Source organism: Lactobacillus sp. N54.MGS-719 (assembly GCF_000980505.1).
Classification (GTDB): domain Bacteria; phylum Bacillota; class Bacilli; order Lactobacillales; family Lactobacillaceae; genus Lactobacillus; species Lactobacillus amylovorus.
Genome location: NZ_LARO01000038.1, coordinates 1 through 13,271, shown reverse-complemented (window position 1 = coordinate 13,271; position 13,271 = coordinate 1). Strand labels below are relative to the sequence as shown.

The window sequence follows — 13,271 nt, the reverse complement described above, 5'->3', positions numbered from 1 at the left end:
AAAATATTGGCATATCATACACCAGATGAAATCTTTGAAAGAGAATTGGATCATATCTATCAAGCAGCTTAAGTGTTCAATTTATTATTGCAATTTACGATCCTCTTTTTTAAAGGATATAAAAGAAAAAGTTACAATTAGGCATATCATTATTCGAATATAATTGATATACTAGCTTGTGGGTCAAAATGTTTTATAAGTCCTTATTATGACCCATTTACAGGTAGTAAGAATCCCCTTCTACCTGTTTTATTATAGCTAAAATAATTACAAATGTTATTATACTTTTTAAGATCTTTTGAAATTTATACCAAAAGGTCGTTTTTATACGCTATCTTTAAACAGTTAAGTTAAAATTGATATAGGAGTTATTTTATTCAATTGAAGATGGTAGAAATGTATCCAGACAATAATATTCTTACATACCTAAAATGGCGGGGCGACGTTGATTTTAGCACATCACCTTTTAATGACATCGACGCCCTCGTCTTATCTATTTTTTCATATCTAGAATTACCAGATATTGTTGATAGTGGCAGTAAAACAATTACACTTGAAAAAGCCGCTAAAATCTATTTTACCGCAGATCATGAACGGACTGACGCTAAGCAATACCAAGATCTATTTAAATTAATGGCTAAAGCCGACAGATTCAAAGACGCAGAATTATCGTATTTTGTCAGCACCTTAACCGAACACACACAGTTTAGTGCCATTAAGATTGCATTAACTGACGGCACAAACTTCATTGCCTTCCGTGGTACCGATGATTCATTAATTGGCTGGAAGGAAGACTTTGAAATTAGTTTCAAGGTTACGATTGCCCAAAGACAAGCCGTCAAACTGCTTGAAAGAATTCTGAACGCAGACAACGAAGACTATTATTTAGGCGGCCATTCTAAAGGTGGTAACTTAGCCGAATACGCAGCGATTAATATCGAACCAAAATTGCGCAAGCGTATCAAACGTATTTATACTTTTGACTCACCTGGTATCGCCGAAGAAGTTGGTGCACAATTGCCAAGAAAATATCTGCAAAATACTTTGCATCGTTTTGTGCCAGAATTCAGCGTTATTGGTCGTTTGTTTGAACCAGAAGGTATCAATCCTACAATCGTTAATAGTACGAGAAAGAACTTGAGTCAACATGATGCCTACAGCTGGCAAATTATTGGTTCTAATTTTGATACCAAAAGACACCGTAATCCTCAGTCACGCGTCTATAACCAATTAATCAATCAATGGATTGGTAATGCCACCTTAAAAGAGCGTGAATCATTGACTAACGATCTTTTCTCAGCTTTAGGTGCCGGTGGCGCTACTAAAATCAATGAATTGGCCAACAACGGCTTCGGTGGATTCGGTGCGATTTTGATTTCCTTAACTGACTCATCTAGACGAACCAGATTCGTATTTGGATCACTATTTTCATCGATTTGGCAAACAATTAAGAGTCGACAAATTATTAAGACGCTCTTTTCTACTGATACTATTGTTGGTTGGATCTTAGTTATCCTTGGTATTATCAGTTTGACTTTGCCACAATACGCTGTACGAGCATTTGGTGCGCTGGTTGCCTTCACTGGTATTGGCTTCAGCGTGCATCAGATATTGAATACTGCTAAGTCTCAGTTAAAAGATAGACAGAAGAATTTCTTTATTATCTCTTACTTAGTTGTATTTGCGCTTTCAACGGCATTGATTTCGAATAATCGCCTTTTAATCTTTTTAGCACACTATTTCTTAGGACTATTTTTGATCATCTACTCCTACGTTCGACTCAGAAGTATCATTTTGCGGCGGATACCTGGAGTATTTCGTAAAATCATAGTAGGCATCGAAGCGATCATTGCCTTTGCTTTAGGGATTGTCGTCATTGTAAATCCAAGAGCATTCGATCGCAAGTCAATCATTGCCATTGGTATTTTGTTAATTGTATATGGCTTCTTTAAGCTGATTGGTGAGTTATTCAGCCAGCGGCCTAAGATGCCAAAAAGTCATAGATAGACAAAAAGAAGAGTTTAATAACTCTTCTTTTTTATTGATCAAATATTATAAATAACTCCTACTAAACTAGCTAAAGCTAAGGCCCAGATAAATCCTATAAGTAAGGCTAAGAAAGAGGCCACAGTTTTATTTGTCTTTTTAGCCTGAATTGTCAATTTAAGTGCAACAGTTAGGTTATGAAGAGATATATTGCTTGAAGAGTTCTTCTGCCGTGTGATATTGGAGGATTCGGCGATGCTTAGACTCAAATCCAAGATAACAGCTAAGGATTTAAGTTATATTTTAGGTATCAGACAGCAATCTTTAAATGAAACGTTGCAAAAGCTAGAAAAAGAAGGCTACATTGTACGTACCCCATCCCCTAAAGATCGGCACGTCATGCTAATTAGTCTTACTGAAAAAGGTAATGAAATAAAGTCCGTACAACATGATTGTTTAGATGTACTTGATGAATTTTTTGATGAGGAATTAAAGCAATTCACAAGTTACATCGATCGCCTGTGTAAAGCCTGTGATCAACAAATTAAAACTATTGCTAGTCCCGAAGATGAAGCACGTTTTGACGAATTTCACGAGCAGATACTCAACATGCGTAACAAAATAGGCAGTGAAAATTTCCAAAAAATGATGCGTCACAGTCGTGAAATGCCATTTGATGGTCTATTCCATCACCCATTTGACTAGGAGTTTTTTATGGATAGAAAACAAAATAATTTTAGCTTTAAAGACTTCTTCAGTCTGATCAACCAAATTTATCCTAAATATTGGCAACTTGTTGTGGGAATCATTCTTGGTTTTATTTCAACTGGAGCCAGCCTTTTTGTACCACAGCTTGCGCAAATAATTTTAAACACATCAGCACCAATCTGGTGGCCATTACTGCCATCATATTTATCGGTGGCCTAATCGTCGGCGCTCTTTCCGGTTTAATCCTCGGCATTTTTGGTGAAGATGTAGTTGCTAAGTTGAGAAAAACGCTCTGGCAAAAACTGCTTCATTTGCCGATAAAATACTTTGACAATACCAAGACAGGTGAAATTAGTTCACGTTTAGTCAATGATACGTCTCAAGTTAAAAATCTGCTAGCCAATACTTTACCTAATGCTGTCACTTCTCTACTACAATTTTTCGGTGCATTAGTAATTATGATGGCGATGGATTGGCAAATGACCTTGATTATGTTTATCGCCGTTCCACTGGTAGTTGTGGCTCTACTCCCAATCATGCAACAATCACGTAAAATCGGCCGTAAGCGCCAGGACGAACTAGCCAACTTTTCAAGCGATTCTACCAGTGTTTTAAGCGAAATTAGATTAGTTAAGTCTTCCAACGGTGAACCAAAAGAGTTAAACGTTGGAAGCAATCGGATTTCTAGCCTCTACGATATTGGTGTCAAAGAAGCATTCATTAATTCTTTAACCCAGCCAATTATTAATATGATGATGCTTTTATTCTTGGAAATTCTCGGCTACGGTTCAATCCGAGTAATGAATGGCTCACTTACGATGGGCGCTTTAGTTTCATTTTTAATGTACCTCTTCCAAATCATGAGTCCAGTAATTATCATCAGCCAATTCTTCAACGAATTATCTAAGACAAGTGGTTCAACTCAGCGGATCAATGAACCTGAAGAAATTGCTCAAGATGAGCAAAATGTAGATATCACCAACAAAGAACTTAAATTCGAACACGTCGATTTTTCCTACGAAGATGGCAAGCCAATCCTGCATGATATCAATGTTCAAGCCAAACCTAACACGGTCGTTGCCTTTGCCGGCCCTTCAGGAGGCGGCAAATCTACTATTTTTTCATTAATTGAACGTTTTTACAAACCAACTGCTGGTGAGATTACGATTGGCGGAGAAAATATTGATGAAATCAGTTTGGAAAATTGACGTAAACAAATTGGATTAGTTGGTCAAAATTCCGCTGTCATGCCGGGTACTATTCGTGAAAACTTGCTTTACGGGTTAGAACGTGAAGTTAGCGACGATGAATTATGGCAGGCACTTGATATGGCCTATGCCAAAAACTTTGTTCAAGAAATGGATGATCAATTAGACACTCAAATTGGTGAACGCGGAATTAAGCTTTCTGGCGGTCAAAGACAGCGAATTGCAATCGCCCGTGCCTTCTTGCGCAATCCCAAGATCTTAATGCTTGATGAGGCAACCGCCAGCCTTGACTCAGAATCCGAAGCAATGGTGCAAAAGGCCTTAAGTAGTCTGATGAAAGACAGAACCACTTTAGTTATCGCCCACCGTTTAAGTACAATCGTTGATGCTGATACGATCTATTTCATCGACCATGGCACCGTCTCTGGATCAGGAAAGCATGAAGAATTAATCAAATCTACTCCACTTTACGCAGAATATGTAAAGAATCAATTTAAGAAATAATCAAAAAGAGCTCAGTTCAAATGAACTGAGTTTTTTTGAGTGCTATCTTTTAATAAAAGTACCAGACTTGATGTGCTTTAAAATACCATAGCCAACACTCTTAATATGATTCTTGCTGCCATATGGTTGATTCAAGAACATCACAATCCCGTTCTTATTGTCCTTGGTCAATTGCATCCAGTTAACAAAGTGCGTATCGCCAAAGTTACCATATGCCAATTTTAAGGTGCCACCCTTCTTAAGATAAAAACCACCTGAATAGGTATTTACCTTAGAGTCTAAATGTGCCATGTAACTAAATTGGTTAGCTGATAAGATCTTGCCGTTATACATCCCTTGTTGAATCTTGTAATAATCGCCTGCAGTAGAGAACATATTGCCAGCACCAGGAAGCTGAGACACTACATTGGCATTTGCGTAGGCTGCACTACGATAGTTTTTACCATTGCGATACAAATATGAAATGGCATCAGTCTTTGAACGTGGAATGCTCTTATAAATATAAGTATGGCATAAGTGCAATGGCTTAATGATTCTGCTCTTTAGGTTAGCCGCATATGATTTACCAGTAACCTTACGAATAATTCCCGCTAATAAAACATAATTAGCATTATTATAGTTAAAACTATTTAATCCAGTATTACCTGACAAATTTGCTCTGGCAACGGTCCAATTAATTGCGCCACTTTCAGAGAATCTGACGCCGTAACTTGATTCTGTACCACTCACATTAATGCCTGAAGTATGGGTCATTAATTGACCTACTGTAATCTTAGAAGAATTTTTTAATAATGGATACCAACGAGAAATCTTGGTGTTCTGTGAAAACTTACCTTTATAAATAAGTTGTGTAATCATGGCCGCTGTAACCATTTTTTGTAGTGAGCCAACTGGATAAACCAACTTGCTGCTGCCATTTTTTAGATGACGCTTATAATAGCCGTACCCTATATTAACAGTCTGACGATGACCATTTTTTACGATAACGATTGAACCACGTAAATGGTTTTTCCTCATTGTTTTCTGGGCATAGCTACGCAATTGCTTATTACTATAAGCCGCCTTTATCGATTGTGTATTAAATAAACCGCAAAAGACAATGACTAATGCGGTTAAAAATAACCAGAATTGTTTCTTATGTTTCAAAATAAAGTACCCTCTTTGTCTTAAATCCTGGACTATTTTACCACAAAGAAAAAAAGCACCTAAGTGCTTTTTTCATATTTTCAATTAAATCAAGTTCATCTTAACCAAGTATTCCGCATTTTCAACGGTATTCCAAGCAGCACCCTTAAGCAGGTTATCTGCTACGACCCACATGTTAAATGCGCCTTTGTTTTCATAATCTGGACGAATACGACCTACAAAAGTCTCGCGCTTGCCTTCTGCGTTAATTGGTTGTGGGTAAATTTGATGCTTAATATCATCTTGTAAAACCACACCTGGGAAGTTTGCGACAGCATCCATGATATCTTGCGCAGTAGCACTTTCATCTTCAACAGTGAAGTAAACACTTTCGCCGTGGGCAATTGGCACAGGAACTCTAACACAAGTGGCGGTTACCTTGATGTCCTTAGCATTCATATCGCCTAACATAATTTTCTTAGTTTCGTGAATCATCTTCCACTCTTCATGTGAATAGCCACTGTCTTCTAAGACATCGATTTGTGGCAATAAGTTAAATGCCAATGGATAATGCTTCTTGTCACCCTTAGTTGGTAAAATTTGGGCGTCTTTTTGCATATCCTTGCCATCTAAGTAATCTTGCGCTTCCTTCTTTAATTCATTAATGGCAGCTTGACCAGCACCAGAAGCAGCTTGATAAGTTGAAACAATAATTTGCTTTAAACCAAATTTTCTTCTGATTGGTTCAAGAGCCATCACCATTTGAATTGTAGAACAGTTTGGATTGGCAATAATGCCATGATGAGTCTTCAATGCCTCAGGGTTAACTTCTGGCACAACTAATGGCACGTCTTCTTCCATTCTGAAGGCACTAGTATTGTCGACACAAACTGCACCTCTTTTAACAGCTTCTGGTAAAAACTTCTTAGAAACGGAGCCACCTGCTGAAGATAAAACTAAATCGATACCATCAAAAGAATCAGGCGTAGTTTCTTCAACGGTTAAATCTTGATTTCTAAATTTTAAAACAGTACCTGCTGAACGACTAGAAGCTAATAACTTGACGCTTTTTACTGGAATGGTTGACTTAGCTAATTGATCAATCATTCTTCTACCAACAGCACCAGTAGCACCTAAAATTGCAACATTATATTCCTTAACCATTATTCGTCCTCTTGTAAAAATTTCTTCATTCGCTTCATTGCTTCATGCAAGTTTTCATCACTTGATGCATAAGATAATCTGACATAGCCTTCACCACCAGGGCCAAATGCGCTGCCTGGAGTGATGCCTACCTTTTCTTTAAAAGCTAGATCCAACGCAAATTGCATATCATCTTGACCATATTTAGCGGGAATTTTAGCAAAGATGTAGAAAGCACCATCAGGTTTAACTGCTTGCATCCCCATCTCGGCTAATTTCTTTAAAACATAATCGCGTCGTTTTTGATAAACCACACGATATTGTTCTGGATCATCTAACCCATGCTCAAGTGCTTCAACTGCGGCAGCTTGTGATGAATCCGTCGTAGTCGTGACCATAAGGCCATGAACTTTACCAATTTCTGCCATAATTTTTGCAGGTCCGGCAACATAGCCTAAACGATAACCAGTCATCGCATGTGATTTAGATAAACCAGAGATATAAATTGCTCTTTCTGGAATTAAGCTGGCAATTGAAAAGTGTTTTACACCGTAAGTCAAAGTACTGTAAATTTCATCTGTAATAACATACAAATGATTTTCTTCAATTACCTTAGCTAAAGCTCTGATTTCATCTTCGCTATATTCAACTCCAGTTGGGTTGGTTGGATAATTCAAAATCACAGCTTTAATTGTCGGATTTTCTTTAATCGTTTCCTTTAATTTTTGTGGCGTTAACTTAAAACCATCCTTTGCCGTATTCATCAAAATATAATCGGCATCAGCCAGCGTAGCTACAGGCCAATACAATGAGAAAACCGGCGTAGGAATAGCAATCTTATCACCTGGATTGGTAATCGCATATAAAGTGGCATTAATCGCTTCCGTTGCTCCAACTGTTACTACGATTTCTGTTTCTGGATCATAATCAATGCCAGTTGCTTTTTTCAAATATTTACTGATGGCTTTTCTTAATTCAAGCTTTCCTTTTTGTGGAGCATAGTGAGAATCGTTATCTGCAATACTCTTGATCGCTGCCTGTTTGACATGCTCTGGAGTATTCATATCCGGTTCACCTAAGGTCAACTTGATAATGCCAGGAATAGTTGAAACTTTATTGTCGAAGATTCTAATTCCTGAAGCTTTTACGTTAGCAATCTTTTTGCTTAATCCTAAATCATTAGCTAATTCTGGCATAGGTTTCTCCTTTTATAAAATGTTTTCTAGTCCAACTACCAACTCATCGAGTTGATCAACTTTTTCTAAGGCTACTTTAACGCCGCCCATAAAACTTTCACGGTCAAAAGAATCTTGTCTGATAGTCAAGGCTTCACCAGGTCCACCAAACAAAACTTGTTCATGTGCAATATAGCCCGGCAAACGAACTGAGTGAATCTTAATCCCTTGATAATCTCCACCACGGACATTTTCTAAAGTTTCTACTTCATCTGGTGCCGTTTCATGTTCTGGTCTGTTTTGGGCAATCATCTTGGCAGTAGCTAAAGCAGTTCCTGATGGAGCATCCTTTTTATCTGCATGGTGCATTTCAATAATTTCAGCATCAGGGAAATATTTAGCCGCTTCTTTAGCAAATTTCATTAAAAGTACGGCTGACATGCCGAAGTTTGGTGCAATCAGGCCACCTACTTTTTCTTTTTGCGAAATTTTAATTAATTCTGCTTCTTGCTCATCGCTCATTCCAGTTGTACCAACTACTGGAGAAATATGATGCTCTAAAGCAAATTTAACATTGTCATATACGGCTTTAGGCGTAGTAAAATCAATCCAAATATCTGCTGCTAGATCAGGAATTTCAGCTAAACTTTGATAAATTTTAGCCCCTGCTGGTAAATTGTATTTTTGCGGATCGTTTGTAGCTGTGGGTGACATCCCCGCAACTAATTCAAAGTTATCTAAGCTATTCACCAAATTGACGGCTTTTTGTCCCATCGCACCAGTAAAACCAGCAACTAATACTTTTTTAGTCATCTTCTAGTTCCTTTCCTAAATCAAGTGGTAACTTTTGCATTAAAGCATTATCAGCTAAGCCTAAATGCTTTGCCAAACTTGTTTTTTCATCATCATTTAAACTTACTAGTGGCAAGCGGCAGCCACCCATATCAAAGCCTTGAGCACTAAGTACAGCCTTAACTGGTGAAGGTGATGGATACATAAATAATGCTTGCATCTTTGGTGTTAACCAACGCTGAATTTTTGCGGCCTTTGGATAATTTCCTTCATATAAGGAGTCGTACATTTGACGCATTTCCTTAGTATAAATGTGACTTGCAACTGAAATAACGCCGTTAGCACCTAGAAGACGTGCGGTTAAAGCCTGAGTATCTTCTCCTGTAAAGACTTGGAAATCATCATCTTTATGATCAATGATGTATTCTAATTCTTCCAAAGAGGCACATTGTTTGATTCCTTTAATATTCTTCAAATGCGATAATTGAACGATGGTCTCTTTTTCCATCTTGACGCCAGTTCTGCCTGGAATGTTGTAAATAATGATTGGCATTTGCGTCTTGTCATTAACAGCAGTAAAGTGAGCAATCATGCTACGTTGGTTGGGTTTATTGTAAGGTGGCACAACCACTAAGGCATAATCAATGCCATCGATTTTTGCCACTTCATTAGTAAATTTAATCGTTTCTTCCGTGTTATTGCTTCCTGTACCAGCAATAACAGGTACACGGCCATTAACAATTTGACCAAAATGTTTGTACAAAAATATTTTTTCATCATGACTAAGAGTAGGAGTTTCTCCAGTTGTTCCTCCCACAACAAAGCCATTGCATCCCAAATTGATTAAACGATTGACTAATTTTTCTAAAACGTCAAAGTCAATTTCATTATTTTCGTCAAAAGGCGTTGCAATCGCCGTTAATAAATCAGAATCAATTAATGTAGCCATCTTATTTCTCCATTCTACTAATTAAAAATCCCTTAATTGTATCAACGCCGCGCTGAATGCTCTTTTCATCCGGATTAAGCGTAGCTGAATGAAGTTCCGAATCAGGATCACCCACGCCTAGCCAAAACATCGTTCCTGGAAACTTGGCAAGCAAGAAGCCGAAGTCTTCTCCAGTCATTTTGGGTTCGGTCTCAATGTAATTAACATCCTTATTTTCTTTCATATAAGAAATAAAGTTTTGCGTTAATTTTGGATCATTTTCAACAGGCCAGTAGCCTCCTTGATTTAAGTCTAATTTAACTTGCATATTGTAGCTGCGAGCAATTCCTTCACATAGGTCGCGCAGTCTTTGATCAATTTTTAAGATCATTTCTTGCGTTAAGCCCCGCAGGGTTCCTTCAATTCTCGTGTGACCAGCAATCACATTTCTAATTGTACCTGCTTCAACTTTACCTAACGTAATTACGCCACTTTGAATTGGATCAATACTGCGTGAAATAATCGTTTGGATCTGCATAATCAAACTAGCTGCCGCAACAACCGTGTCATTAGCGTTTTGAGGGAAGGCAGCGTGACCGCCTTTACCAAAAAGATCGACGTTGATCTCGGTAGTTCCTGCAAACAAAGTACCCATTCGGCAGCCAATGCTCCCAGCTGGCAGGGCTGGATTATCGTGTAAGCCATAAAATTCATTGGGTTTAAATTTCCCTTGGAAAATACCCTTTTCATAGGCCTGCTTGCCACCACTTTCACTTTCTTCAGCCGGTTGGAAGAAAAACAGCAGGTTATCTTTTGGTTGCTGTTCACTAAAGTAGCTCAGTAGCCCTATTGCTACACTCATATGAATATCATGACCACAGGCATGCATTATGCCAGGAGTTTTTGAAGAAAATGGCAAACCTGTTTTTTCAGTAACTGGCAAAGCATCGATATCTGTTCGATAACCAATTGTTCGTTTAGGATCCTTGCCTTTGACTAAAACCAATAACGCTGTTGGTAAGCTTTCCGGTGTTTTGATCGTTAAATAATCTTGTTTAAAATTTTGAATTACTTCCAATAAATATGCATGAGTTTCTTTTTCCTGTAAGGCAAGTTCAGGAATTTCATGCAAATGTCTTCTTATTTTAATTAATTCATCTTCAGTTAAAACTGCCATGTTAAATCTTTCTTAGATCATCCTCAAGACCAGTCTTACTCTCGGTCTTTTCGTCAACTTTCTTAATCACTCTAGCAGGAACACCAGCTACCATCGTATGTGGAGCAACATCCTTAGTAACCACAGCACCAGCCGCAATTACGGCACCTTCACCGACATGAACTCCTTCGATTACTACGGCATTTGCTCCCATAACTACATTATCTTCAATTACAACTGGTTTAGCTGAAGCAGGTTCGATGACACCAGCCAAAACACTACCAGCTCCAATATGACAATGTTTACCAACAATGGCACGGCCACCTAAGACGGTACCCATATCGATCATCGTATCATCTCCGATTTCTGCACCGATGTTAATAATGGCCCCCATCATAATTACGGCATTTTTACCAATTGCTACTCGATCACGAATGATTGCACCCGGTTCAATTCGAGCATCAAATTTCTTTAAATCAACTAATGGAACAGCTGAATTTCTAGCTTCATTTTCGATGTGATAATCAGTAATCAGGGCTTTATTTTCCTTTAAAAATGGTTCAACGTCTTTCCAGTCGCCAAAAATCACACCAAAATCTTTTTCGGTAAAGTTATCAATTTCTTCAGGGAAATCAAGTTGATCAATCTCGCCTTTAATAAAAACTTTTACCGGCGTCTTCTTTGGTGCATTGCCAATGTATTCAATAATGCTTTTTGCGTCTAATTCTGCCATGCTTTTACCTTCCTATTATTTATTTTTATTAATCTTCATATGATTGATCTAAGTGGACTAAGTCTTCTAAGCTTTCTCTTTTGATAACTAGTTTTGCCTTGCAATTTTCGACAAAGACAACTGCTGGACGAGGATTACGATTATAGTTTGAAGCCATTGAATAACCATATGCTCCAGTATCAAGCATGGCCAACAATGAACCTGACTTGGTAGCTGGAAGTGCTTGATCCTCTGCTAAAATATCGCCGCTCTCACAATATTTACCAGCAATTCTGACATGCTCAGTAAGTGGAGCTTTCGGATCTGTGGTCAAAACTGTTTCGTATTTTGCACCATATAATGCTGGACGAATGTTGTCTCCCATTCCGCCATCGACAGTGACATATGGACGATAACCTGGAACTACCTTGCGACTGCCTGTCGTGTACAAGTTATAGCCAGCAGGGCCAACTATTGAACGACCTGGTTCAATATCAATTTCTGGTACTGGAAATGCAGCTTCCTTAGCTTCTTTTTTGATCGTTTCAACGATTGCTTGAACGAATTCTTCAGGTTTTAATGGATTATCTTCAGCGGTATATTTAATGCCAAATCCGCCGCCCACATTGATCACCTTGGCTGTATAGCCGTATTGGCTACGCCAATTTTCAGCTACTTCCATCAATTTTTTAGCAGCCATCTCAAAGCCATTTAATTCAAAAATTTGTGATCCAATATGAGCATGAATCCCAACCATATTCATTCTAGAATTAGCTAAAACCTGTTCTAGAGCCAAATCGGCTTGGCCTGATTCAAGATCAAAGCCGAACTTGCTATCCACCTGACCAGTTTGATCGTATTCATGCGTATGAGCTGAGATGCCTGGTGTGATTCTCAACATCACATTAATTTTGGCATCTTGTTCACGAAGCACCTTGTCCAATAATTTAATCTCATGGAAGTTATCAATAATAATTTTGCCTACATGATTTTTAACGGCCATTTCAATTTCAAAAAATGATTTATTGTTGCCGTGAAAACTAATTCTTTCTGTAGGAAAATTAGCCTTTAATGCAGTATAAAGTTCTCCTGCTGAAACGACATCAGTATATGCTCCCTCTTCATTAGCTACTTGATACATCGCAATACAAGCAAAAGCTTTGCTGGCGTAACTAACTGCGTAAGCAACTTTTTCTTTTTCAAATACCTTTTTAAAAGCTCTGATTTGATTGCGAATCTGTTCAACATCATACACTACTAGTGGCGTACCGTACTTTTGAGCTAACTCCACCGTATCGACACCACCAATAGTTAAATGTCCTTTTTCATTGATCTGATTTGCTAAAATTTGAGGATTCATGTTTCTGCTCCATTCTTATTTTGCCGAAACGCCAATCAAAAAATCCATTGTCTGCGCCAAACAAACAATGGATTAGTTTTTGCTTAATCTAATGGTCGATAGCGCTCCGCGATTAATTCGCGACAGTTCGCAACCTCTTCGATTGCGACCCAGCTTAATTCTTTGGCTTGAATAAGCTTCGGCAACTTCCCCTTTCACAATTAATCTTCATTGTGCCTAACTCATAATTGCTACTCTTGTCAGCTGCACCTCTATGATTTAACTGTAGTCTACAGTTTTATGAAATTTTAGTCAACAATTTTATTATAAAAATTTAATTTAATTTATATTTACATTATTATTCACGTTATTTTTGCACTTGATATTATCGCTATTTGAAACTGTCAAATCTTTTGTGTAAATAGATCTTTCTCGTAAATTGATTTTTTAATTATTTATTTAATCAAAGTAGGATTCTAAGGTGTCCTGAACCTG

10 protein-coding genes, 2 pseudogenes and 1 riboswitch are annotated in these 13,271 nt (G+C 37.9%); of the genes and pseudogenes, 3 read left to right on the top strand and 9 right to left on the bottom strand.

All coding sequences use genetic code 11. The annotated features are described in order from the left end of the window. Positions 1 to 396 precede the first annotated feature (396 nt). The gene (locus tag WS44_RS07155) at positions 397 to 2,007 is read left to right on the top strand and encodes an Mbeg1-like protein (RefSeq protein WP_046433845.1); all 1,611 of its coding nucleotides are present in this window, start codon (positions 397 to 399) and stop codon (positions 2,005 to 2,007) included. Positions 2,008 to 2,181: 174 nt separating this feature from the next. Here WS44_RS07155 and WS44_RS10280 read toward each other — a convergent pair. Next, positions 2,182 to 2,247 (bottom strand): annotated as a pseudogene (locus tag WS44_RS10280) (integrase); the annotation flags it as partial. Between WS44_RS10280 and WS44_RS07150 the strand changes: the two are divergent. Together WS44_RS07150 and WS44_RS07145 are read left to right on the top strand one after the other, a co-directional pair. After that, on the top strand, positions 2,242 to 2,691 hold the full coding sequence (locus WS44_RS07150; protein WP_288145713.1) for a MarR family transcriptional regulator: 450 nt from the start codon (positions 2,242 to 2,244) through the stop codon (positions 2,689 to 2,691). The pseudogene WS44_RS10280 and the gene WS44_RS07150 sit on opposite strands and share 6 nt — an antisense overlap. Before the next feature lie 9 nt (positions 2,692 to 2,700). Further along, positions 2,701 to 4,406 (top strand): annotated as a pseudogene (locus WS44_RS07145) (ABC transporter ATP-binding protein). Positions 4,407 to 4,448: 42 nt separating this feature from the next. Here the strand turns inward: WS44_RS07145 and WS44_RS07140 are convergent. From WS44_RS07140 to lysA, 8 genes are all read right to left on the bottom strand, one after another. After that, complete coding sequence (locus WS44_RS07140; RefSeq protein WP_013641765.1) at positions 4,449 to 5,552, bottom strand: serine hydrolase domain-containing protein; 1,104 nt, start codon at positions 5,550 to 5,552, stop codon at positions 4,449 to 4,451. A gap of 84 nt (positions 5,553 to 5,636) precedes the next feature. Continuing rightward, positions 5,637 to 6,695: an aspartate-semialdehyde dehydrogenase gene (locus WS44_RS07135; protein WP_013641764.1), complete on the bottom strand. Its 1,059-nt coding sequence runs from the start codon at positions 6,693 to 6,695 to the stop codon at positions 5,637 to 5,639. Further along, a complete protein-coding gene (locus WS44_RS07130; protein ID WP_046433843.1) occupies positions 6,695 to 7,870 on the bottom strand; it encodes an aminotransferase class I/II-fold pyridoxal phosphate-dependent enzyme in 1,176 nt (391 codons plus the stop codon). The genes WS44_RS07135 and WS44_RS07130 overlap by 1 nt, the downstream gene beginning before the upstream one ends. A 12-nt stretch (positions 7,871 to 7,882) precedes the next feature. After that, positions 7,883 to 8,662, bottom strand: a complete 780-nt coding sequence (gene dapB / locus WS44_RS07125) for a 4-hydroxy-tetrahydrodipicolinate reductase (protein WP_014565748.1) — start codon at positions 8,660 to 8,662, stop codon at positions 7,883 to 7,885. After that, positions 8,655 to 9,590, bottom strand: coding sequence for a 4-hydroxy-tetrahydrodipicolinate synthase (gene dapA / locus WS44_RS07120; protein ID WP_046433840.1), 936 nt, complete (start codon positions 9,588 to 9,590; stop codon positions 8,655 to 8,657). The genes dapB and dapA overlap by 8 nt, the downstream gene beginning before the upstream one ends. A gap of 1 nt (position 9,591) precedes the next feature. Next, complete coding sequence (locus WS44_RS07115) at positions 9,592 to 10,746, bottom strand: N-acetyldiaminopimelate deacetylase (protein WP_022087727.1); 1,155 nt, start codon at positions 10,744 to 10,746, stop codon at positions 9,592 to 9,594. 1 nt (position 10,747) lies between these two features. Next, positions 10,748 to 11,458 (bottom strand): 2,3,4,5-tetrahydropyridine-2,6-dicarboxylate N-acetyltransferase, encoded by a 711-nt coding sequence (dapD, locus tag WS44_RS07110; protein ID WP_046433839.1) that lies wholly within the window; start codon positions 11,456 to 11,458, stop codon positions 10,748 to 10,750. Positions 11,459 to 11,486: 28 nt separating this feature from the next. Further along, positions 11,487 to 12,797 (bottom strand): diaminopimelate decarboxylase, encoded by a 1,311-nt coding sequence (gene lysA, locus WS44_RS07105; protein ID WP_046433838.1) that lies wholly within the window; start codon positions 12,795 to 12,797, stop codon positions 11,487 to 11,489. Between the two features lie 91 nt (positions 12,798 to 12,888). Continuing rightward, positions 12,889 to 13,059: riboswitch (Lysine riboswitch) on the bottom strand. Between the last annotated feature and the right edge of the window lie 212 nt (positions 13,060 to 13,271).

Excerpts from the sequence above, each read along its gene's own strand:
- WS44_RS07155 (WP_046433845.1), top strand. The coding sequence starts at position 397 with ATGTATCCAGACAATAATATTCTTACATACCTAAAATGGCGGGGCGAC.
- lysA (WP_046433838.1), bottom strand. The coding sequence starts at position 12,797 with ATGAATCCTCAAATTTTAGCAAATCAGATCAATGAAAAAGGACATTTA.
- dapD (WP_046433839.1), bottom strand. The coding sequence starts at position 11,458 with ATGGCAGAATTAGACGCAAAAAGCATTATTGAATACATTGGCAATGCA.
- WS44_RS07135 (WP_013641764.1), bottom strand. The coding sequence starts at position 6,695 with ATGGTTAAGGAATATAATGTTGCAATTTTAGGTGCTACTGGTGCTGTT.
- WS44_RS07150 (WP_288145713.1), top strand. The coding sequence starts at position 2,242 with ATGCTTAGACTCAAATCCAAGATAACAGCTAAGGATTTAAGTTATATT.
- dapA (WP_046433840.1), bottom strand. The coding sequence starts at position 9,590 with ATGGCTACATTAATTGATTCTGATTTATTAACGGCGATTGCAACGCCT.
- WS44_RS07115 (WP_022087727.1), bottom strand. The coding sequence starts at position 10,746 with ATGGCAGTTTTAACTGAAGATGAATTAATTAAAATAAGAAGACATTTG.
- WS44_RS07130 (WP_046433843.1), bottom strand. The coding sequence starts at position 7,870 with ATGCCAGAATTAGCTAATGATTTAGGATTAAGCAAAAAGATTGCTAAC.
- dapB (WP_014565748.1), bottom strand. The coding sequence starts at position 8,662 with ATGACTAAAAAAGTATTAGTTGCTGGTTTTACTGGTGCGATGGGACAA.